Here is a 21,180-nt window from a genome sequence, read left to right as displayed (position 1 = left end):
CGTCCCCATCGCGGCGCGCTCCAAGCTCCAGTGAATAAGCGATAGTGGGTCGATGCTGCAGCTCTGCGGGATCCGCGGCGTCGCGGGTCCCGCTGCAACTTGTCGGAGCAACATGATGAGCACCAAGCCAGCCGCAGCGATGGGGACGCAACCGGGATCAAAATACGACAAGCTTATCGCCGCCGCGAAAGGCGTTCCGACGGTGTCGACCGTCGTGGTGCATCCCTGCGACGAAAGCTCGTTGCGCGGCGCCATCGAGTCGGCGGAGGCCGGAATTATCAAGGCGATCCTTGTCGGGCCGGCTGCCAGGATCAAGGACACGGCCGCCAAGCACAATCTGAACATCTCGGGCTGCGAAGTCGTCGATACGCCGAACACGGAGGCGGCTGCCGCAACCAAAGGCGTTGAACTGATCCACCAGGGCAAGGGCGAGGTCCTGATGAAGGGCAGCCTGCACACCGACGAGATCATGCGCGCCGTGACTGCAAAGGTCGGCGGACTGCGTACCGAGCGTCGCATCAGCCATGTCTTCGTCATGGACGTGCCGGCCTATACCGACACCGTGTTCGTCACCGATGCTGCGATCAACATCGCCCCGGACCTCGACGCCAAGCGCGACATCATTCAGAACGCCGTCGATCTGTTCAATCATGCCGGTTTCGGCACCATGCCACGGGTCGCGATTCTGTCCGCGGTGGAGACGGTCACCGCGAAGATTCCGTCCACCATCGAGGCCGCCGCGCTCTGCAAGATGGCCGACCGCAAGCAGATCACCGGAGCGTTGCTCGACGGACCGCTTGCCTTCGACAATGCCATCGACCTCGAGGCCGCCCGCATCAAGGGCATCAAGTCGGAGGTTGCGGGCCGCGCGCAGATCCTGGTCGTGCCCGATCTGGAATCCGGCAATATGCTGGCAAAGAACCTCACCTATTTCGCCAAGGCAGACGGCGCGGGCGTTGTACTTGGCGCGCGCGTGCCCGTCGTGCTGACATCACGCGCGGATTCGCCGCGGTCGCGGATGGCCTCCGCTGCCATCGCCGCCCTTCAGGCCAATGCGCGCCGCAAGACCACTCCAATCGCCGCAGCGTGATCGCCATGGATACGATCCTCGTCGTCAATGCAGGTTCCTCCAGCGTGAAGTTTCAGATCTTCGGGATCGATGGCGACGGCGGACTTCGGCGCCAGATCAAGGGACAGATGGACGGCATCGGCAGCCGGCCGCGGCTGCGCGCCAGCGGTCTCAATGGCGATCCGCTGGCCGATCGGGCCTATCCGATCGAAACCGTGGCCGATGTTCCGGCCGCGATGGCGGTGGCAGGTGCCTGGCTGCGCGATGAGCTCAATGTAAATCCCATTGCGGTTGGCCATCGCGTCGTGCATGGCGGGCCCGATCATACGCGCCCGGTGCTGATCGACCACGCTATCGTGGCGCGCCTGGAACGCTTTGTCTCGCTGGCGCCGCTGCATCAGCCGCATAACCTTGCGCCGATCAGGACGCTGCTCGGCAAATTCCCGACATTGCCCCAGGTTGCCTGCTTCGATACCGCGTTTCATCGCGATCATGACGCCCTGGCGGACCATTATGCGATTCCGTATCAGCTTCACACCGAAGGCGTCCGGCGGTATGGCTTCCACGGGCTGTCCTATGAATACATTGCCAAGAGCCTGCCGCAGGTCGCGCCTGACATCGCCGGCGGTCGGGTGATAGTCGCTCACCTCGGAAGCGGCGCCTCGATGTGCGCGATGCGTGGCGGAAAGAGCGTCGAGAGCACCATGGGCTTTACCGCGCTGGATGGGCTCGCGATGGGAACCCGGCCGGGCCAGCTCGATCCCGGCGTGGTCCTCTACCTCATCGCGGAAAAGGGCATGTCGGCCTCGAACGTGCAGAATTTCCTTTACCGCGACTGCGGTCTGAAGGGGCTGTCCGGCGTCAGCAACGACATGCGGGAACTGGAGACGAGCGCAGACCCGCGTGCGGCGTTCGCGGTCGACTATTTCGTCTACCGCGTTGGCCTCAACGCCGGCATGCTGGCGGCAGCGCTGCAGGGCCTCGACGCCTTCGTGTTCACGGCCGGGATCGGCGAGAATTCAGTCTCGATCCGCGCCCGCATTGCCGAAAAACTGGCCTGGCTCGGTGTCGCGCTCGACCAGGCGGAGAATGCAAGGCACGCTACGAAAATATCCCGCTCCGACAGCCGGATTCCCGTCTACGTCGTGCCCACCGACGAAGAGCTGATGATTGCGCAGCACACGCTGGCGCTGCTGATGAACAGTCAATCGCCCAACCAGAAACGCGTGAGAGTGTCATGAACATTCCGGTTTTTCCCGAAACCAAGGTCGCGCTGAAGGGCAAAAAGGGATTGATCGTCGGCATTGCCAACGATCAATCGATCGCGTGGGGCTGCGCCAAGGCGTTTCGCGCGCTGGGAGCCGATCTCGCGGTCACCTACCTGAACGAAAAGGCGAAGAAGCACGTCGAGCCGCTGGCAAAGGCGCTGGAATCGCCGATCTTCGTGCCGCTCGACGTCATGGTCGAGGGCGAAACCGAGAAGGTGTTCGAGAAGATCGAGAAGGAATGGGGACAGCTCGACTTCCTGCTCCATTCCATTGCCTTCTCACCGAAGGGCGCGCTGCACGGCCGTGTGGTGGATGTCGATCGCGAGGGTTTTCAGAAGACCATGGACGTGTCCTGCTGGTCCTTCCTGCGGATGGCGCATCTGGCCGAGCCGCTGATGAAGAACGGCGGCACCATCTTCACCATGACCTATTACGGCAGCCAGATGGTGGTGAAGAACTACAACGTCATGGGCGTAGCTAAGGCCGCGCTCGAAGCGGCCGTGCGCTATGTCGCGGCGGAACTCGGCCCGAAGGGTATTCGCGTCCATGCCATCTCGCCGGGACCGCTCGCGACCCGTGCCGCGTCGGGCATTCCCGAGTTCGATGAGTTGATGGACAAGGCGCAGTCGCAGGCGCCGGCGCGCAGCCTCGTCAGCATCGACGACGTCGGCAGAGCCACCGCATTCCTTGCGCTCGATGGCGCCAAGCTGATGACGGGCAGCGTGCTTTACATCGACGGCGGCTATCACATCATCGATTAGGCGGGCTAAAGCGGGATGAGTTTTCTTCGAATCCTCATCCCGCTTTATCTTTGTTTGAGCATGATCTTTTCGGAAAACCGCTACACGCTTTTCCGGATCATGCTCTAGCGGTAGTGCAGGCCGATCACTTCGGCGACGCAGGCCGGCCGCTGGCCGCCCTCGATCTCGATCGCCACGCGATAGTGCACCCGCAAGCCGTTGGGCGGCACGTCCTCCGCTTCGGCGATGCTCACGCGGCCGCGCAGTTTTGAGCCAGCGGGCACCGGCGCGAGATAGCGGATGCGGTCGGCGCCATAGTTCAGCGTGTTCTTCAGCCCCTTCAGGCCCATCACCTCGCGGATGAACATCGGTGTCAGGCTCAACGACAACAGGCCATGCGCGATAGTCTTGCCGCCCGGCATTTCTTCCTTTGCTCGCTCCTGATCGACATGGATCCATTGTTCATCGCAGGTCGCCTCCGCAAACTTGTTGATGCGGTCCTGCGTGATCTCGATCCAGTCGCTGACGCCGACCTCCTTGCCGACGGCGGCTCTGAGGTCGTCGAATCCGTTGAATACCTGCATGGCGTCGACCCGCGTTCGCGTTTTTAGAGCTTCATCTCCGGCACCTTGTCCGGAATGGCGAGCTCGGCTTCCGTCACCGCCAGCACCTCGGCGACTTTCAGGCCCGGCGCCGTCTCCATCAGCGTAGCCTTGCCGCCGGGGAAGGCGATGACAGCCATATCGGTCACGACGAGGTCGACCGGACGTGCCGAGGTCAGCGGCAGGTTGCACTCGGCGACGATCTTGGACTTGCCCTTGGCGGCATGCTGCATGGCGACGATCACGCGTTTGGCGCCGGTCACCAGGTCCATGGCGCCGCCCATGCCCGGCACCATCTTGCCGGGAATCATCCAGTTGGCGAGATGGCCGCCGGCGTCCACCTGCAGGCCGCCGAGCACTGTGATGTCGACATGGCCGCCGCGGATCAGACCGAACGACATCGCGCTGTCGAAGGTGGCTGCGCCCGGCAGCGCGCTGATCGGCCTGCCGCCGGCATCGGTCAAGAGCGGATGCGCCATGCCCTGCTCGGGAATCGGGCCGGTGCCGATCAGCCCGTTCTCGGATTGAAAGAAGACCGCCAACCCTTGAGGAACGTAGTTCGCAACCAGCGTCGGAATGCCGATGCCGAGATTGACGAGATTGCCGGACCGAAGCTCCTGGGCCACGCGGCGGGCAATGAGGGTTTGTGCATCCATGGGTCACCCGTTCGCGACGAGATAATCCACCAGTGGGCCTGGCGTGACGACATGATCGGGAGCGATGACGCCGACCGGCACAATGTTTTCGGCCGTGACGATCACGGTGTCGGCCGCCATCGCCATCACAGGATTGAAGTTGCGCGCGGTAAGGGCGTAGGCGAGGTTGCCGATATAGTCGGCGAGGAATGCGTGCACGAGCGCGAAATCGGCGCGCAGCGCCGTCTCGATCAGATACGACTTTCCATTCATGTCGATCTTCTGCTTGCCACCCTCGACGAGGGTGCCGACGCCGGTCGGCGTCAGCACGCCGCCGAGGCCGCAGCCGCCGGCGCGGATGCGCTCGACAAAGGTGCCTTGCGGGATCAGGTCGACGGTGATCTGCTTGCCCAGCATCTGCTGCTGCGCCTTCGGGTTGAGCCCGATATGGGTGCCGATCATGTTGGTGACCTGACCGCCGTCGAACAGCTTGCCGACACCCTTGCCGGGCACCGCCGCATCATTGCTGATCAGGAAAAGGCCCGATTTCTTCTGCCGCACCAGTTCGTCGAGCAGGCGATCCGGCGTGCCCACGCCCATGAAGCCGCCGACCATGATGCTCGCGCCGTTGGGGATCATCGCGATGGCTTCTTCGGCGGAGACGGGCTTCATGATCTAACTCCGGCAATCGATCGGAGGCGGAACGGTTGATCGAAGATGTTGCTGCTGGGCCAAGTGGTGATCTTGATCTGGGTCAAGGGTTCGCGCGCTCGCGCGTCCGCTTCGCGCCGGCGGGCTTGAGGCCTAGCCGGCGGCCAGACTGATGATGTCGCGAAAGCGACCTCTGCAAGGTGTTGGCATAAAGCCCTGCTGCGCGCGCCACACCCCGCCCAGGGTGGTCGCGCCGATACCTCCGAACTTACTCAAACACTACGAAAACAGTGCGAAAGCCAATGCTGCGGTGGAGGTCAATGCTGCGCAAATCGCGCCTGCCGCAAAGATCAGTTCTCGGTACTGTTTCATCCGGTGTGCCCCGCTACGCATCACACCAACTCCGCTGAGAGGGCAATCATCCTCCCCAGGAGTTAAATCGGCAAATCACAACTGCGCGTTGATCGCTTTGGCTAGTTGGGTTGACCAATAGGCGTCGTTTGGAGGCAGCGGCTATCCGTTACCGGAAGGCTGCATGCCCCTCGGGTTGATCTGAGTCAAACCGTACCCACGCAGAAGGCGGAATTCTCGCCGCCGGCAGACACGAGGGGCACGGCTTGCGAACCATCCGACAACTCCTCGCAGGCGAGGATGAAATCCAGCTGGCGGTCCGGCTCGCGCTCCTCGCGCTGCTGATCTACTGGTCGTTCGTCGTAATCCGGCCGTTCGTGCCGATCCTCGCCTGGAGCGTGGTTCTTGCCGTTGCGCTCTATCCTGTCTTCGATTGGCTCTCCGGCCTGCTCGGCAACCGCCCCAGGCTTGCGGCAACCTTGCTGACCCTCGTCAATTTCGGCATCGTCATCGGTCCTGCGACCTGGCTCGGGCTCGGGGCGGTGGAGGGGCTTCGCGGTTTTGCGGCGCAGCTCAGTGCCGGCACGCTCGCCGCGCCGTCGCCGCCCGCGGGCGTCAAGGAGTGGCCGATCATCGGCGCGCAGCTCTACGCCCTGTGGGAGCAGGCATCGACCAATCTGCGCACCGTGATGCGGGAATTGGCGCCGCACCTGAAGCCGCTGGCCGGAACGATGCTGGGTCTTGCCGGCGGCGCCGGTATCGGAACTCTCAAGTTCCTCCTCGCGGTGGCGCTGACCGGCTTCCTGTTGCCGGCCGGTCCCCGGCTGGTCGCGGCAAGCAACCGCTTCCTGGCGCGCGTCGTGGCCGATCGCAGCGAGAGTTTCCTGGTGCTGGCGGGCGCCACCATCCGCTCGGTGGCGCAGGGCGTGATCGGTATTGCGGTTGCGCAGGGGCTGGTGATCGGGATCATCCTGAAGCTGGCTGATGTACCGAAGGCAGGACTGCTGGCCTTTGGTGTGATGATACTCGGTATCCTGCAGATCGGCTCGGCGGTGATCGTGATTCCCGTCCTCATCTGGGTCTGGGCGACCAAGCCTCTTGCGGTGGCGCTGCTGATCACGCTTTGCCTTGTGCCGGCCTCGCTCGCCGACAACGTGCTGAAACCCATCGTGATGGGACGCGGACTGACGACGCCCGCGCTCGTCATCTTCCTCGGCGTCATCGGCGGCACGCTGGCACACGGCATCGTCGGCCTGTTCATCGGGCCAATCATCCTGGCGGTCGCATGGGAATTGCTCACAGCGTGGGTGCGCGAGGACGGTGCGATGGAGGTACCGGCTGACACCGAGGCGGCGGCTCAAAAAAGTGCCGTACAAGGAATTGGAAAAGCGCGATGATGATCCAGCTCCTGGTCGGCTCTTCCGTCAGCGTCATCAACATCATCATTCATGCGTTGGCGACAGTCGCCGCCATCAGCATCGCCCGCTGGACCGCGCTCAAGGACGCACGGCGTCCGCGCCTCTTTCTGATGGGTATCATGGTCGCGACCGTGCTGGTGCTCATGCTGGCGCACACGATCGAGGTCGTCGTCTGGTCGCTGTCCTACGCCGTGGTCGGCGCAGCACCTGAGGGCAGCGATCTCCTGTATTTTGCGTTCGTCAACTACACGACGCTCGGCTATGGCGACGTCATACCCGTCAAGGAATGGCGGCTGGTCGGCCCGATGGCTGCGATGAACGGTATCCTGATGTTCGGATGGTCCACCGCGGTGCTGTTCGAGGTTCTGCTCAAGACGATCGAGCATCTCGGCCCGAATGCGTTACATAGGTCCTTCAGTGCTGGAGATCGTAGCTAGCGAGCTTGTCCCGGTCGCGCAGAACGATTTGCCGCTGATTGTTGCCGATGAAATTGAGAATGCCGAGATCGTGCAGCCGCGACAGCGCGCGCGATACCGTTTCCAGCGTCAGCCCGAGATAATCGGCGATGTCGCGCCGGCACATCGGCAGCGCGAGAATGCCCGCTGCCGTCGACCGGCGGTCCATCTCGATCAGGAAGGCCGCGACGCGCTCTAGCGAGGTTTTGCGTCCCAGCAGCAGCATGTGATCTTCGGCGTGTCGGAGATTGCTGGTCGTCATGCTGAGCAGATTGTGGGCGACTTTCGCATCGCTCTCGGCCACCAGTTCGAGGCTGCGTCGCTTCAGCAGGCGAACGGTGGTGTCGACGATCGCTTCGGCGGTAAAGCGATGCTCCGTTCCGATCTCGAGCCCGAAAATATCGCCGACGAGATGGAAGGCGCCGATCTGGCGGCGACCGTCGGAAAGCAGCTTGTAGCTCCGCACAGCGCCGGCCGCGACCTGGTATACATAGTCGGCCGGCTCCTTCTCGCCGAAGATTTCGGCGCCTTTCTTGTAACTGAATTCGTTCAAATTGATTCTGATTGGCGCCCCGCCTTTGGGGTCATATTCTCCAAAGATGCCGGGGAACTCAGCGAAGCTGGTGCTGACGCGGGCAAACATGGACCATCTCCTAGCTAAAACGAACCAAGCGCTCGGGTGGTGGTCTCGATTTTTCGCGTTCCGGAATGCGACGCCGCTGTTGCATTCTGCGAAAACCGTTTCACACGGCGGCTATTTTCTCGATCGCCGGCCCGTGGTCCATTGTCCCTGAGGACAGGAGCGGACAGGAGCGGATGCGTCAATATAGCTGCCACGGATTGGGTACTCCGCGGATAGGGTGTTCGAGGTCGCAGCCGGGTGCTAGTTTTGGCCATCATGCGTTCAGGGGCCATGGTCAGGATCAGTGGGTGGATCGTAGGGTTGCTTGCTTTGCTGGTGCCGATTTGCGTCTCGGCACAGCAGGCGCGGTCGCACTCCGTCCTCGTGCTCGACCAGTCGGATCTGCGCGGGCCGTTCCATTTTCAGCTTTGGGCGGGGCTGCGCGAGGTGCTCGATGCCCGCGCTGGTGTGCGCGTGACGATCTACGGTGAGAACCTCGATCTGCCCCGCTTCGGCGGAGCCGCCTATACCGAAAGCCTGAAGCGGCATCTCAAGGAAAAATACCGGGAGAGGTCGATCGATGTCATCGTGGCAATGGGCAGGGGAATGCTCGAGCACACATTGCACTGGCGTGCAGAATTGTGGCCAGGCACTCCCGTTGTGTTCGCCACGTTGAATGAGAAAGATCTAGCGAAGCTCGAGCGGCAAGCGGAAGTCACGGGGCTCATCCTCGAGAATACTCTGGCCGGTGCCGTCAAGACCGCGCGGGCAGTGGTGCCCGACCTCGACACCGTTGCCCTGGTGGGGGACACCTGGGAGCGGCAGGCTCTTTTCAGTCACTGGTCTGAGGAAATTCCCGTTGCAACATCCGGTCTGAACGTGATTGAGATCATCGGGCAGAAGATGTCCGACATCCGCAAACGGGTTGCCGAACTGCCGGAGCGGAGTGCCATTATCTATACGGGCGTGTTCTCGGATGGCGAGGGTACATTCTATCCCGCGGCGACTGCACTCGGGATAATTGCCGAAAAAGCCAACCGCCCCATCGTCGTTGGAGCTGAACCACTGCTGGCCACCGGCGGGATCGGCGGATACGTCTCAATCGCGAATGAAATCGGCGTGGAGGCCGCGAAGCTCGCGCTGCGCATTATCAACGGCGAACGCGCTGGAGATATCCCTCCGGCGAGCGGCGGCGTGAAGCCGCTCTTCAACTGGCCGCAAATGCAGCGCTGGAATGTCAGCGAAGCCAGCCTGCCGGAAGGCAGCGAGGTCCGCTTTCGCGAGCAGACATTCTTCGAAAAGTATCGCTGGCAGAGCATGGCCATTGCGGCGGCGGTGTTGCTTCAGGCGGGGCTGATCATTTTCCTGCTGCATGAGCGCCATTTGCGGCGCGATGCCGAGGTGGAATCGCGCAATCGGATGTCCGAACTGGCTCACATCAATCGAAATGCGACGGCCGGCGAATTGTCTTCCTCGATCGCGCACGAGCTCAATCAGCCGCTGGGCTCGATCCTGACCAACGCCGAGACTGCGGAATTGATCCTGAAGTCGGATAATCCAGATCTGAAGGAGGTCAGGGAAATCCTGGCCGACATCAAGCGCGACGATCAGCGCGCCGGCGAGGTGATTCGCCGGCTACGCGCCTTCCTGAAGCGCACGCCATTCGAAACACGGGAGGTTGACCTCAATGAGATCATGAACGAGGCGTTCAAATTCCTTTCGGTACAGGCTTCGGGTCGCAACGTTGCGCTCTACCTGCAGACCGCGCCGGGCGAGCTGCGTATCAACGGCGATCCGATCCAGCTGCAGCAGGTCATCCTGAATCTGGTGGTGAACAGCATGGATGCCATGTCCGCGATTCCCTACGGCCGAACCGTGATAGGCCGCACGGAATTGAACGGCGGATCCGTGGTCGAGATTTCGATTTCCGATTCCGGTCCCGGCATCCCGTCCGACAAGCTTAGCCAGGTGTTCGACCCGTTCTTCACCACCAAGGATCAGGGCATGGGGATCGGCCTTTCCATTGCGCGCAGCATCATTCTGGCCCACAAGGGAAATATCTGGGCCGAGAATCAGAGTGGCGGTGGGGCGACATTTCACTTCACGCTTCCATTGGCGGCATAGGAGATGAGGTTGCAGGGTCACGTTCACGTCGTCGATGACGATGCTTCGTTCCGGACCGCGATCGAGCGCCGCCTGAAACTCGCCGGCTATCAGGTCGCGACCTATCCGTCGGCGCAGCAACTGCTCGATTGCCTGCCTGATGACAACGAGCCCGGCTGCATCCTGCTCGACGTGCACATCCCCGGCCTGAGCGGCCCTGACTTGCAGGGACGCCTGAACGAACTCGGCTTGACCTTGCCGATCGTATTCCTGACCGGGCATGCCGACACTCCGACGACCGTGCGGACCATCAAGGCTGGCGCGGAAGACTTTCTCACCAAGCCCGTGGAGTCGGAGCAACTGCTCGGCGCCATTGAGCGGGCGATGGCGCGCCATGCCACCGTGCGCGACGAACGGTCCAGGCTGGGGGAGGTGCGGGCGCTGGCGGCGGAACTGACGCCGCGCGAGCGGCAGGTGTTCGCCCTCGTCGTGCGCGGCAAGCTTAACAAGCAAATCGCCCATGAGCTCGGCACGACGGAGCGCACCATCAAGGCGCATCGCCATCAGGTGATGGAAAAGATGAAGGTGCGATCTCTGGCCGAGCTAGTGACGCTGGCCGAGCGGCTCGGCATGCTCGGCTGATACGCGGAACCGTCACCTGTCCGGAAGGACAGTGTGAGCATGCTTTGATCGATGGTATTCTAATCCCCGACAATGCCCGCGAACTGAAAAGGCGGGGGGTTTGATTGGAACCTTCGTCCATTCCCAAAGTTTGCCGGGCAGTCTTGAGGCTCTGCCAATGATCGTTCCTGAATGAACTGAAAGCCGAGCACCTTGTTGCACCGCAAAGCCGTTTATATCGTTGACGATGACCCTTCCATGCTGAAGTGCATGCGTCGGCTGCTCGGATTGCACGGTTTTGAAACGGTGCCATTCGAAACAGCAGATGCGCTGAAGGATCATGACAATTTCGACCAGGCGTTCTGCCTCGTGCTCGATGTCAATCTGAGTGACGGATCGGGTATCGAGTTGCGCCACCACCTAGCGGAATCGGGCGTCAACGTACCGGTCATCTACATTACCGGCAACGACAGCGATGCTACGCGCATGGCGGCCATGGCTTCCGGATGCATCGCTTATCTGACGAAGCCATTTACCGCGAAGTCGCTGATCGAGCCTATCGAGCGGGCGGCGGCCGCCGCTGCTTAGCTCATTCGTCGATCTTCTGCTCGAAGACTTTCGCCGGCGGGCCGTTGCGAATGGCGGCAAACTTGTCGAGCGGCAGCGATGTCGTGACCTCGAGCAAGTTCGTGTCGACGACCTCCACCGTCAGGCTCGTGCCTGTCTCCAACTCGCCGAGCAGCGCAGGGCTGGCGACGTCGCCGGCAATGCAGGTGTTGGTGAGGCACCAGGTGAAGGGAATCTTGTATTCCGGCCCCTTGTCCACACGGAGCTTGACGCCGGGCGGCACGTATAGCCCGACGGGCAGGAACAGTTGCAGCCGTGCCGTGCTGTCGTTCTCGCGCTCGGTCACATAGACACGCACTGCCGTTTGGCCGGTCTCGAAGGTGCCGCTGATGGCGGTGCGGCAGACCATCTGTGCGCCGCCCGGCTTGAAGCAGACCTTTTGCCACTCACCATACCTGATGCTGCGCGCCTCGCGCTGGCCGCGCAGGGCGAATTCGTCTGCCGCGGGCCTTGCGGATTGTTGCGCAAGCGTCGGTTCGTTCGCCGCCAGGACAATTGCAATGCCGAAACATGGAGACAGCCTTGCCGAATGTCGCATGGTTGCTCACCTGTGCTTGTCGAGGAAAGCGCCGACTATCGGCGACCAGATCGCGACGGCGTCCGGCGAGCCGACGAAGAAGTGCCCATCGCCGCCATGAGGCGGAAACAGATGGTACTCGGCGTTGCCGCCGGCGGCGGTGAAAGCCGCATGCATTCGCTTCGACAGCTCCGGTCCGAAGAAGGTGTCGTTCTCGATGTACAGCCACAGCATCGGCACCCGCGACGTACGGCCGAAGTCGCCCGCTGCTTCCACCAGCTTGTCGGGTGCGCAGTTGTTATGGGGCTTTCCGTCGACGCGGCCGCCCCGTCCCGCCGCGAAGGTGACGATCGCCTTGACCCGCGGAGGATTAGCGCTCGACAAGGCGATCGAGCCCCAGCCGCCTGCGGACTGCCCGATCACAATGACGTTGTCGGGGACAATCCGCTTCAGCTCGGCCATGTAGTCGATAATCCAGAGATTGAGCTGGGCGGCTGCGAGCCCCGCATCGTGGAAGTTGGGATTGCTGCACTTGCCGATCTTCGAGAAGAACACGGTGAAGATTCCGGCCTCCGGCACGTCGAGAGCCGCCGCGCCGTAACCGGGGCCGGACGGCGCCACCACCATGTAGCCGCGCCGCGCGAACCACATCGCCGCATCGCGGAATTCGACCAGCGGAAAGAAGCTGCGCTGCCTGGAATCGAGCGATACGCCATGGTTCATGACGGCGAGCGGGAAGGGGCCGTCGCCGACCGGGCGCACCACATAGGCGATGGTCGGAATGGGCAGGGGAAGCGCCCACACCTCTTCCTGCAGTTGCGGTTCATCGGCCGCGGTCGCCAGCGACGCTGTCATGACGGCTGCGGCGATGATCAGCAGGCGTAGCAAGTGCATGCCTTGCATCCAGGTTCGGCGCCCTTCGGAAGTCTTGTTGGCCCGCAGGGCGAAACGTTGATCTGGATCAACGGAGAGGCTGCTCGTGCTGCTGCGCTGCGCGGCAGCTCGCCCGGTTGAGGCGAAGGGCGCGCTGAGGGATACTCATGAAATTGAGGGCGACAAAGCTTTTTCCTCCTGCGCAGTGGTTGGCCGAATACCGCGCCGGCTGGTTGCGCCACGACATTATTGCCGGTGTGACGCTCGCCGCCTACGCGATACCGGTGTCGCTGGCCTATGCGGCGCTCGCCGGGTTGCCCCCGCAGGTCGGTGTCTACGGCTATATGCTCGGCGGCCTCGGCTATGCGCTGCTCGGCTCGTCGCGGCAGCTTGCGGTCGGTCCGACCTCGGCGATTTCGTTGATGATCGCCGCCACGGTCGGGGCGCTGGCGGGAGGCGATTACGTCCGCTATGCCCAGATCGCGAGCCTGGCGGCCTTTAGCGTTGCAGTGCTCTGTCTGATTGCCTGGATTTTTCGGCTCAGCATACTGGTGCGCCTGATCAGCGACAGCATTCTGGTGGGCTTCAAGGCCGGCGCGGGGCTCACCATCATCATGACGCAACTGCCGAGCCTGTTCGGCGTCGCCGGCGGTGGACGCCATTTCTTCGACCGTCTGATCATGTTCGTGGGGCAACTTCACGGCCTTCAGTGGATCGTTCTGGCGGTCGGTCTTGTTGCAATCCTGCTGCTCCTGTTCGGCGAACGCGTCCTGCCGGGCAGGCCGGTCGGGCTTGCCGTCGTCGTGCTCTCGATTCTCGTCGCGACGGTGCTCGGCCTGCCGGCGCTCGGGGTTCCCGTCACCGGCGAAATCCCGAAGGGGTTGCCGAGCCTCGCCATGCCGACCTTCGGGCTGCTGGATTTCGATGAATTGTTTCCGCTCGCCGCCGGCATCCTGCTGCTCGCTTATATCGAAGGCGTCTCGGCAGCGCGGAGCTTTGCCGCCAAGCATGGCTACGCCCTCGACGTACGGCAGGAATTTCTGGGGTTGGGCGCGGCCAATCTCGCGGTATCGCTCGGCCATGGTTATCCCGTCGCTGGTGGATTGTCGCAATCCGCCGTCAACGACCAGGCCGGCGCGAAAACGCCGCTCGCGCTCGTCATCTGCTCGCTGACGCTGGCGATCTGCCTGCTCTTCCTCACCGGTCTTCTGACAAATCTTCCGAAGGCCGTGCTGGCCGCGATCGTCTTCACGGCAGTCTACAAGCTCGTCGACGTTGCCGCGCTCAAGCGCATGTGGCGGATCAGCCGGATCGATTTTCTTGCCGCGGCGATTGCCCTGGTCGCCGTGCTGCTGCTCGGCATCCTGCAAGGCATTCTGCTGGCGGCGCTCGCTTCGATCTTCCTGCTGCTGGCGCGGGCCTCGCAGCCCAACATCGCCTTCCTTGGCCGGGTGCGGGGAACCGGTCGCTATGCCGACAGCGCGCGCAATCCGGACGTCGAGCCGCTTGCCGGGATCATCGCCTTCCGACCGGAAGCGTCGCTGCTTTACATCAATGCGGAAACGGTCCTTGACGCCGTGCTGGCAAGGCTCACGGCAGCGCCAGACACCAGGCTGGTCGTCTGCGGCCTTTCATCCTCGCCCTTCATCGATCTCGCCGGCGCCAGGATGCTGCACGATCTCCATGATGAGCTTGCGGCACGCGGCATCGCCTTCCAGATCGTCGGCGCCCGCGGGCAGGTCCGCGACGTCCTGCAGGCCGATGGCCTCGCCGACAAGACTGACAGCGCCAACTGGACCCGAAGGATGGACAGTTTGCTCGGCGATTTGAAGATCGGCTGACCGTGCTGCACCGCCGCGTGCGGTGACGCGTCGAACGCGAGGCGCTGCGCTCAAGGCCAGCCTGCGTTGACTTGAATCAAAGGATGCCGCGGAAAGCGGAACAGCATCGGCCAACCGTCGCCGCAAGCTTTCCGGAGCTCATGTCTGAGGACACCAACATCCTGCTTACCATGTTCGGCTACGTCGCAATGGTCCTCGCGCAGTAGGCCGGCCGCAGTCTGGAGCCCGGATCATGGTGGTCCGGCTCAAACCCTAGAAGGAAATGCCATGAAGAAGTATCGGACGCGAATGATGCTGGCTGCCGTGCTCGGATTGCTGGTCTCGGCCGGAGTTGCGACCCCGACGATGGCGGAAGTTGGCTCGGTTGCCGTCGTGTTTACCAAGGGCGGTTTCATCGTCGGCGTCGGCGGCGGCGAGGGCGTCCTGACCTTCCGCGGCAAGAAGTATCCGTTCACCGTATCAGGCATGAGTGTGGGCTTCACGGTCGGCGCCTCCACGACAAAATTCACCGGTAGGGCATTGAACCTGCGCAGCCCAGGCGATCTCGCCGGCAGCTACGCCGTGGTCGGCGCGGGAGGTGCGGTGGCGGCAGGGGCCGGCGGTGTCCAGTTGCAGAATGCCAAAGGCGTCATCCTGCAGCTCAGCGGACCCAGGATCGGCGCCGAAGTCTCGGCGGCCGTCGGCGGCGTGACGATCGCGATGCGATGAACGAAAGCGACGGGAGCCGCCCTGCGTGGCTTCCGTTCGCGAGCCTAGGCCGTGTACCCGTGAACCGAGCGGCGTGAGGCGACCATGTGCTGTGATCATGCTCCTGGCCGCTGGCGCGAGACCGCGCTACGACGGCCTGCAACACGAGTTCGGAGGGTGCCGAGGACGGCGCGTGGCCCCGTCCCCGGCGTGCGTTCCCGCAAGACGCGTGATAATGCCGGAGGGAACGCCCTTTATCCGGTCAGACGCGAGCGATCGTAACGCCGACGAACCTCGTCCCCTTGTCCGACTTCAATTGCATCAGCACCGCGCGTTTGCCATTCACATGGGCATCCTTGATGGCATTGCGCACGTCGACCGGGTTGGAGACCTTCTTCCCACCGACGTCGAGGATGATATCGCCGGCCTTGAAGCCGTGTGCGGAGGCGAGCCCGCGGGGGTCGAGGTCGACCACGACCACCCCTTCGGAGCCTTTGCCCGTGGCGTGTTCGGCGGCAGCCAGCATCAGGCCGAGTTTCGGCACGTCGGTGCCGGTCGCGGCGGGCTGCGGCATGGCAGCAGCGCGCTCCTTCGGTATCTCGCCGAGCGTCAGCGAGATGCTCTTCTCCGCACCTTCGCGCCAGATCGTGACATTCACCGCAGCGCCGGGCGCCATGCCGCCGATCTGCATGGCGAGGTCACGGGCATCCTTGACTGGATTGCCGTTCACGGCGGTGATGACATCGCGCGACTGGATGCCGACCTTGGCGGCGGGACTATCCGCCATTGGTTCGGCAACCAACGCGCCTTTGCTCTCCTTCATGCCGAGGCTTTCGGCGATGGCGGAGGTGACCGGCTGAATCTGGACGCCAATCCAGCCGCGGCTGCTTGCTGCGCTCTCTGCGGCATTTGCTGCAGAGACCGTCGGAAGTATCGAGTGACGGAAAGAATCCGGCCCGACCAGCAGCGCGGCGATCGCGAGATTGCCGGCCGTGGCAAGAAGGATGAGGCGTCGCGCCGAAAGCGCGCGTCCCAGTTCGTATCTTGGGGTCGTCATGATGCTTACATCTCCCTTTGAATGGCGCGGTCGGCGCCGGTTCGCGGTTAGATATCGGCGCCAGCATTGCTCGGAAATTGCCGCGGAATTAATATTTATTCATACATCGCGCTGCGTATTGGTTTCGCAGCCCAGGCACCCGCGGCTCCCAGACGGCGATGTCCGAGTTGGGTCATGTTCGACGGATTCAGAGGAGGTGGCCGGCGGATTCATGTCCGCTTCTGCCCATCAGCGCGAAACCGCGGCCGAGCGGTTCTCAACAGGACCAAACAATGTCGTCGTGTGGCGACACGCTGCGACAGGCTTGCCGCCAACTATCTTGCCTTCGTTCAACTCGCGTCAATCTGGCTATGGCTGCGCCTTGATGAGTCCGCGTCCTAGTATCGCTCTTCGACGAACTTCATGCCGCGCAGGCTGGCCTGATCGTCATAGCGGCCCTTGTTGGAGCGCTTCGGCAGCTTGACCTGGTCGCGCGCGATCTTCTTGTAGGGGATCGTGTTGAGGATGTGCGAGATGACGTTCAGCCGCGCCTTTCGCTTGTCGTCGGAGCGGATCAGGCGCCACGGTGCATGCTTGGTGTCGGTTGCCTCGAGCATCATGTCGCGCGCCCGCGAGTAATCGTACCAGCGCCCGAATGACTCGGTATCCATCGGGCTCAGCTTCCATTGCCGCAGGGGATCCTCGATGCGAGCGTTGAAGCGGATTTCCTGCTCCTCCATCCCGACCTCGAGCCACAGCTTGATCAGGATGATGCCGCCGTCGACGGCGATTTTCTCGATCTGCGGGCACAGCTCCAGGAAACGCTTGTGTTCCGCCGGCGAGCAGAATCCCATGACATACTCGACGCCGGCGCGATTGTACCAGCTGCGGTCGAAGATCACGATCTCGCCGCCGGCGGGAAACTGCTCGACATAGCGCTGCAGGAACAGCTGGGTTTTCTGCCGGTCGGAGGGCGCGGGCAGCGCGACCACGCGAAACACCCGCGGGCTGACCTTTTCGGTGAGGGCCTTGATGGTGCCGCCCTTGCCGGCGGCGTCGCGACCCTCGAACAGGATGATGACCCGGAGTTTTTCCTGCTTGACCCATTCCTGCAGATGGCAGAGCTGCACCTGGAGCTTGCGCAACTCCTTCTCATACTCCTTCCGCTTCATCTTCGTCTTCGACTGGCTGCCGTTCTTGGACATGCGCAATGATTTCCCGGTTCAGTGGCGATCGGTTCCGCTAGCCGTCCCAGCTAATGGTGATGCTGATGTCGCCGGGCACGCCACCGGGAAAGTCGACGATCTGGTAGCGGATGCGATAGCCGCGCGGCTGCAGATAGTCGCTCCAGAGCTGGAAGATCTCCTTGGGAATTCCGTTCAGGGTCTTTTCCCAGCCCTTTTCCATCTGGTTGATGGCTCGGCCACGGTCGCTGCACAGCGTGTTCGGGAAGCGGTAGACTTGCACCTCCGTCAATCCGTTGCGCACCGCACGCTGGATCACGGTCGAGGCGAGCTTGACCTTCTCATCCTCGGACAGGCCCGACGGCTGGCTCAGCTTCTCGATCAAGGCATGCTTCTCGGCCTCTGTCGCAGCCAGCCGCTTGGCCATCTCGTCGGCCTTTTGCGCCTCCTTTAGCGCCGTCTGCTTCTGGATTTCCTTCGCGCTGGGGATCAGGTCGTCGATCTTGGCCATGTACGTCACTCCCGAATGACCGTTCGCCGCATTGGATGTTCCGACGTTAGGGCTGTGGCCGCAGGGGACTTCTTGATTCAGATCAAGCATTGGGAGACCATAGCTCCCACTGTGCACGCGGGGCGGGGCCTTCGGGCTACCTGACAGGGGGAGTACGAGCTTTGAGCGACCAGATGCATCCGGCAGCGCCCCACCATCTGCCGTTCTTCGTCCCGGGTCCGGACGGATCGGACACCCTGATGGTGGTGATGGGCATTTTCCTTGTGGCTGTCATCTTGTGGGTCGGCACCCTGTACTGGAAATTGCACAGCCTGCCGGAGCGCATGGCGCACCGTACGCACAAGCTGCAGTTAGAGATCGTCGCCGTTCTCGGCTTGATCTCGCTCTTTACCCACATGCACATCTTCTGGATTGCGGGCCTGCTGCTCGCAATGATCGACCTGCCTGATTTCAGCACGCCCTTGCGCAGCATTGCCGGATCGGTCGAACGCATTGCCGACGCTGCGCCGGGTGCGGCCGATGCTGAGCCCATTTCCGACGCCGCGGCTCCGCCAGGCGGAAAATCCGGCGCCAGAGGCACCGCGAAGGAAGAGGTGCACAGCCATGCTTGAGCTGATGATCTGTTCGCTCGTGACGATCGTGCCGGATTACCTCTACCGCCGCTATGTGCAGGGCAAGCGGCTCGGCAAGGAGATCACGTTCTTTTCGGTCTGGTATGAACTGCGCTGGGGCATCACCGGCTGCCTGATGCTGACCGTCGGGCTGATCACGATGATCTTCTACTACCATCCCTCGACCACGTCGGCGGCGATCTACTTCCGCACGGTGCCGATTCTTCCCGAAGGCTCGGGCCGCGTCGCCGAGGTGAATGTCGGCTTCACCGCGCCGGTGAAAAAAGGCGATGTCCTGTTCCGGCTGGACAGCTCAAGGCAGCAGGCCGCGGTCGAAACCGCCAGGCGCAAGGTCGCCGAAGTCGATGCCTCGATGATCAGCGCGAGGGCGGACGTGGTCAAGGCAGACGCCCAGGTTGGCGAAGCGAAGGCCAACTTGCAGCAAGCCAGGGACGAGCTTGACGTCAAGAGCGAGTTGCAGCGCCGCAATCCCGGCATCGTGCCGCAACGCGATATCGAAAAACTGCAGGTGCTGGTCGATCAGCGGCAGTCCGGACTCGACGCCGCAAACGCCGTCAGGGAATCGGCCAGCTTGCGCGTCTCCACGCTCTTGCCCGCCGAGAAGGCGAGCGCCGAAGCAGCACTCGCGCAGGCTCAGGTCGATCTCGACAAGACCTATGTTCGGGCGGGCGTCGACGGCCGGGTCGAGCAGTTTCTGGTTCGGACCGGCGATATCGTCAATCAGTTGATGCGACCGGCCGGCGTATTGATTCCCGAAGGTGCCGGCCGAAATGTCCTGCAAGCCGGCTTCGGCCAGATCGAAGCCCAGGTCATGAAGCCGGGCATGGTCGCGGAAGCAACCTGCATCTCGAGGCCCTGGGTGATCATTCCACTCGTCGTCACGACCGTGCAGGATTACATCGCGGCCGGGCAGTTCCGGAGCGGCGAGCAGTTGATCGATCCGCAGAACCTGCAAAGGCCCGGCACGATCCTCGTCTTCCTGGAGCCGCTTTACAAAGGCGGCCTCGAGGGGGTCACGCCGGGCTCCAGCTGTATCGTCAACGCCTATACCAGCAATCACGATGTGATCGCCGACCCGAAGACCGGCGCGCTGAAAGGCTTCCTCCTCCATGCCGTCGATGCCACCGGCCTCGTGCACGCGCTCTTGCTGCGCATACAGGCGCTGCTGATGCCGGTGAAGACACTGGTGATGAGCGGTCACTAAAGGGAAAGACGAGATGAATCGCCACCATACCAACGCCGCATCTGCGGCGCTCTTGCTTGGCGTCCTGCTCGGACCTTGCAGTTCCGCCGCCGCTTTTGACCTCAACGGCGCGTGGGCAAGCGACGCCGACAATTGCAGCAAGGTTTTCACGCGCAAGGGCACACAGATTACCTTCACCGATATGTCCGATGTCTATGGCGGCGGCTTCATCGTGGAGGGTGACCAGATCACCGGAAAGTTCGCGCGCTGCCGCATCAAGGCAAAGAAGGATGAAGGAGCGAACATCAACCTCCTTGCGGCCTGCGCTTCCGATATCATGCTGCAAAGCGTGCAGTTCAATCTCAGGGAAGTGGACGCCAACACCGTCATGCGCCTGTTTCCGGGGATGTCGGGCATGGAAATAAAATACGCGCGCTGTCCGGCGCCGTAGCAGAGAAACGGTCGGGCGATGCCTTGATTCAGGTCAAGGCCGCACTCCATGGGGCGCGCTGAATGCCTCGCACCATGGAGGACCATATGATCACTGAAACACATCGCCAGACATTGCGCCGAATTTCGGCGACGGCTGTCTCGATCGGCCTGCTCTCCGTTGTCGCAACGCAAGGAGCACGCGCCGACGATCCCGCCAAGATTCTCAAGGGCATGACAGACTATCTCGCCGGCCAGAAATCGCTCTCGGCAAAATTCGACAGCGACATCGAGATCGTCACGCCTGAGCTGCAGAAGATCCAGTTCACGAGTTCCGGCGAAATGAAGATGAATCGACCCGACAAGCTGCGGGTTCGCCGCACCGGCGGCTATGCAGATGTCGAACTGGTCTATGATGGCAAGACGGTCTCGCTCTACGGCAACAACGCAAAATCCTATGTACAGTCCGATCTCGCGGGCACCGTGGACCAGGTGATCGACACGCTGCAGTCCCGATCGGGCGCGGGGTTGCCCGGCGCCGACCTGCTGCTTTCGAATTCCTACGACCAGTTGATGGCCGACGTCATAGAGGGCAAGCATATCGGGCTCGGCGTGGTGGACGGCGTCGAGTGCGAACATCTTGCGTTTCGCGGTGTCGACACTGACTGGCAGATCTGGGTCGAGCCCGGCGCAAAGCCCGTGCCGCGCAAATATGTGATCACCAGCAAGACCGTTACCGGCGCGCCGCAGTACACGTTGAAGATCAAGGACTGGAAGACGGATGCGAATGCCGACGGCGATTTCGCATTCAAACCGCCGACCGAGGCGACCAAGGTCGCGCTCGATTCTGGCGTCATGATCGAGTTCGACGAAATTCCGCCCGGGACACCCGCAGGAGCAAAGAAATGACCGCCTCGCGCAAATTGACTCTCACTTTTGCCGCCGCCGCGGCGCTTGCTGTCGGCCTGTTCTGGAACGGCGGGACCGCCGTCGACAACGGCCTGGTCACATCGGCGGAGGCACGGATCGGACGTCCGCTGACGCCGATGAGCTATGCCGGCGTCGCGCGGCGTACCACGCGGCGGGCCGTTGCGGTCGGCGCGGGCGCCGCTGCTGCGGGGGCCG

General features: G+C 62.7%; 24 protein-coding genes and 1 pseudogene. 16 read left to right on the top strand and 9 right to left on the bottom strand.

Features of this window, described 5'->3' with window-relative positions; all coding sequences use genetic code 11:
• The first annotated feature begins 52 nt into the window (after positions 1–52).
• The 3 genes from CQ12_RS07295 to fabI are packed head-to-tail and all read left to right on the top strand — an operon-like array spanning position 53 to position 3,098.
• Complete coding sequence (locus CQ12_RS07295; RefSeq protein WP_083519170.1) at positions 53–1,090, top strand: phosphate acetyltransferase; 1,038 nt, start codon at positions 53–55, stop codon at positions 1,088–1,090.
• Positions 1,091–1,095: 5 nt separating this feature from the next.
• Positions 1,096–2,310, top strand: coding sequence for an acetate/propionate family kinase (locus CQ12_RS07290; protein WP_057834690.1), 1,215 nt, complete (start codon positions 1,096–1,098; stop codon positions 2,308–2,310).
• Positions 2,307–3,098, top strand: a complete 792-nt coding sequence (gene fabI, locus CQ12_RS07285) for an enoyl-ACP reductase FabI (protein ID WP_057834661.1) — start codon at positions 2,307–2,309, stop codon at positions 3,096–3,098. Before CQ12_RS07290 ends, fabI begins: the two co-directional genes overlap by 4 nt.
• 104 nt (positions 3,099–3,202) lie before the next feature.
• Here fabI and CQ12_RS07280 read toward each other — a convergent pair whose 3' ends face one another.
• Genes CQ12_RS07280 through CQ12_RS07270 form a run of 3 tightly spaced genes read right to left on the bottom strand, consistent with a single transcriptional unit; the run spans position 3,203 to position 4,986 of the window.
• On the bottom strand, positions 3,203–3,661 hold the full coding sequence (locus CQ12_RS07280; protein WP_057834660.1) for a MaoC family dehydratase: 459 nt from the start codon (positions 3,659–3,661) through the stop codon (positions 3,203–3,205).
• Positions 3,662–3,684: 23 nt separating this feature from the next.
• Positions 3,685–4,335, bottom strand: a complete 651-nt coding sequence (locus CQ12_RS07275; protein ID WP_057834659.1) for a 3-oxoacid CoA-transferase subunit B — start codon at positions 4,333–4,335, stop codon at positions 3,685–3,687.
• A gap of 3 nt (positions 4,336–4,338) precedes the next feature.
• Positions 4,339–4,986 (bottom strand): CoA transferase subunit A, encoded by a 648-nt coding sequence (locus CQ12_RS07270; protein WP_057834658.1) that lies wholly within the window; start codon positions 4,984–4,986, stop codon positions 4,339–4,341.
• 596 nt (positions 4,987–5,582) lie between these two features.
• Between CQ12_RS07270 and CQ12_RS07265 the strand changes: the two genes are divergently transcribed.
• On the top strand, positions 5,583–6,713 hold the full coding sequence (locus tag CQ12_RS07265) for an AI-2E family transporter (RefSeq protein WP_057834657.1): 1,131 nt from the start codon (positions 5,583–5,585) through the stop codon (positions 6,711–6,713).
• Complete coding sequence (locus tag CQ12_RS07260) at positions 6,710–7,171, top strand: potassium channel family protein (protein ID WP_057834656.1); 462 nt, start codon at positions 6,710–6,712, stop codon at positions 7,169–7,171. Before CQ12_RS07265 ends, CQ12_RS07260 begins: the two co-directional genes overlap by 4 nt.
• Here the strand turns inward: CQ12_RS07260 and CQ12_RS07255 are convergent.
• Positions 7,149–7,832 (bottom strand): helix-turn-helix domain-containing protein, encoded by a 684-nt coding sequence (locus CQ12_RS07255; RefSeq protein ID WP_083519169.1) that lies wholly within the window; start codon positions 7,830–7,832, stop codon positions 7,149–7,151. The two genes, CQ12_RS07260 and CQ12_RS07255, sit on opposite strands and share 23 nt — an antisense overlap.
• Before the next feature lie 300 nt (positions 7,833–8,132).
• Here CQ12_RS07255 and CQ12_RS07250 point away from each other — a divergent pair, with 300 nt between their 5' ends.
• The 3 genes from CQ12_RS07250 to CQ12_RS07240 all read left to right on the top strand — a co-directional run bounded on the left by CQ12_RS07250 (position 8,133) and on the right by CQ12_RS07240 (position 11,123).
• Positions 8,133–9,935 (top strand): sensor histidine kinase, encoded by a 1,803-nt coding sequence (locus CQ12_RS07250; RefSeq protein WP_245309782.1) that lies wholly within the window; start codon positions 8,133–8,135, stop codon positions 9,933–9,935.
• A 9-nt stretch (positions 9,936–9,944) separates the two neighbouring features.
• On the top strand, positions 9,945–10,556 hold the full coding sequence (locus CQ12_RS07245; protein WP_057834688.1) for a response regulator transcription factor: 612 nt from the start codon (positions 9,945–9,947) through the stop codon (positions 10,554–10,556).
• A gap of 195 nt (positions 10,557–10,751) precedes the next feature.
• Positions 10,752–11,123 (top strand): response regulator, encoded by a 372-nt coding sequence (locus tag CQ12_RS07240; RefSeq protein WP_347337418.1) that lies wholly within the window; start codon positions 10,752–10,754, stop codon positions 11,121–11,123.
• Position 11,124: 1 nt separating this feature from the next.
• Here the strand turns inward: CQ12_RS07240 and CQ12_RS07235 are convergent, their stop codons facing one another.
• Together CQ12_RS07235 and CQ12_RS07230 are read right to left on the bottom strand one after the other, a co-directional pair.
• Positions 11,125–11,700 carry an invasion associated locus B family protein gene (locus CQ12_RS07235; protein ID WP_057834654.1) on the bottom strand — a complete coding sequence of 192 codons (576 nt, stop codon included), beginning with the start codon at positions 11,698–11,700 and terminating at the stop codon, positions 11,125–11,127.
• A 6-nt stretch (positions 11,701–11,706) separates the two neighbouring features.
• Positions 11,707–12,573 (bottom strand): alpha/beta hydrolase family protein, encoded by an 867-nt coding sequence (locus CQ12_RS07230; RefSeq protein WP_245309781.1) that lies wholly within the window; start codon positions 12,571–12,573, stop codon positions 11,707–11,709.
• 146 nt (positions 12,574–12,719) lie between these two features.
• Between CQ12_RS07230 and CQ12_RS07225 the strand changes: the two genes are divergently transcribed.
• Positions 12,720–14,393, top strand: coding sequence for a SulP family inorganic anion transporter (locus CQ12_RS07225; protein WP_057834652.1), 1,674 nt, complete (start codon positions 12,720–12,722; stop codon positions 14,391–14,393).
• Positions 14,394–14,660: 267 nt separating this feature from the next.
• Positions 14,661–15,101 (top strand): hypothetical protein, encoded by a 441-nt coding sequence (locus CQ12_RS07220; protein ID WP_057834651.1) that lies wholly within the window; start codon positions 14,661–14,663, stop codon positions 15,099–15,101.
• 241 nt (positions 15,102–15,342) lie between these two features.
• Here CQ12_RS07220 and CQ12_RS07215 read toward each other — a convergent pair whose 3' ends face one another.
• Positions 15,343–16,137, bottom strand: coding sequence for a PDZ domain-containing protein (locus tag CQ12_RS07215; RefSeq protein WP_057834650.1), 795 nt, complete (start codon positions 16,135–16,137; stop codon positions 15,343–15,345).
• A gap of 267 nt (positions 16,138–16,404) precedes the next feature.
• On the opposite strand from CQ12_RS07215, the pseudogene CQ12_RS43460 reads away from it, so the two are divergent.
• A pseudogene (locus tag CQ12_RS43460) lies at positions 16,405–16,518 on the top strand (IS5/IS1182 family transposase); the annotation flags it as partial.
• On the opposite strand, the gene ppk2 reads toward CQ12_RS43460, so the two are convergent.
• Positions 16,515–17,321: a polyphosphate kinase 2 gene (gene ppk2, locus CQ12_RS07210; RefSeq protein WP_057834649.1), complete on the bottom strand. Its 807-nt coding sequence runs from the start codon at positions 17,319–17,321 to the stop codon at positions 16,515–16,517. The pseudogene CQ12_RS43460 and the gene ppk2 overlap by 4 nt on opposite strands.
• Before the next feature lie 37 nt (positions 17,322–17,358).
• Positions 17,359–17,811: a hypothetical protein gene (locus tag CQ12_RS07205; protein WP_057834648.1), complete on the bottom strand. Its 453-nt coding sequence runs from the start codon at positions 17,809–17,811 to the stop codon at positions 17,359–17,361.
• Between the two features lie 161 nt (positions 17,812–17,972).
• Here CQ12_RS07205 and CQ12_RS07200 point away from each other — a divergent pair, with 161 nt between their 5' ends.
• The 5 genes from CQ12_RS07200 to CQ12_RS07180 form a co-directional block, all read left to right on the top strand.
• On the top strand, positions 17,973–18,422 hold the full coding sequence (locus CQ12_RS07200; protein WP_245309780.1) for a hypothetical protein: 450 nt from the start codon (positions 17,973–17,975) through the stop codon (positions 18,420–18,422).
• Positions 18,415–19,647: an HlyD family secretion protein gene (locus CQ12_RS07195; RefSeq protein WP_057834646.1), complete on the top strand. Its 1,233-nt coding sequence runs from the start codon at positions 18,415–18,417 to the stop codon at positions 19,645–19,647. The genes CQ12_RS07200 and CQ12_RS07195 overlap by 8 nt, the downstream gene beginning before the upstream one ends.
• Positions 19,648–19,660: 13 nt before the next feature.
• A complete protein-coding gene (locus CQ12_RS07190; RefSeq protein WP_057834645.1) occupies positions 19,661–20,077 on the top strand; it encodes a hypothetical protein in 417 nt (138 codons plus the stop codon).
• Positions 20,078–20,163: 86 nt separating this feature from the next.
• Complete coding sequence (locus tag CQ12_RS07185; RefSeq protein WP_057834686.1) at positions 20,164–20,964, top strand: DUF2092 domain-containing protein; 801 nt, start codon at positions 20,164–20,166, stop codon at positions 20,962–20,964.
• Positions 20,961–21,180, top strand: a 220-nt coding sequence (locus CQ12_RS07180) for a hypothetical protein (protein ID WP_057834644.1), incomplete at its 3' end; no start/stop codon positions are given. The genes CQ12_RS07185 and CQ12_RS07180, both read left to right, overlap by 4 nt.

Origin of the sequence: Bradyrhizobium jicamae, from assembly GCF_001440395.1 — a bacterium.
Lineage (GTDB): Bacteria > Pseudomonadota > Alphaproteobacteria > Rhizobiales > Xanthobacteraceae > Bradyrhizobium > Bradyrhizobium jicamae.
This window is presented reverse-complemented; position numbering and strand designations above follow the sequence as displayed.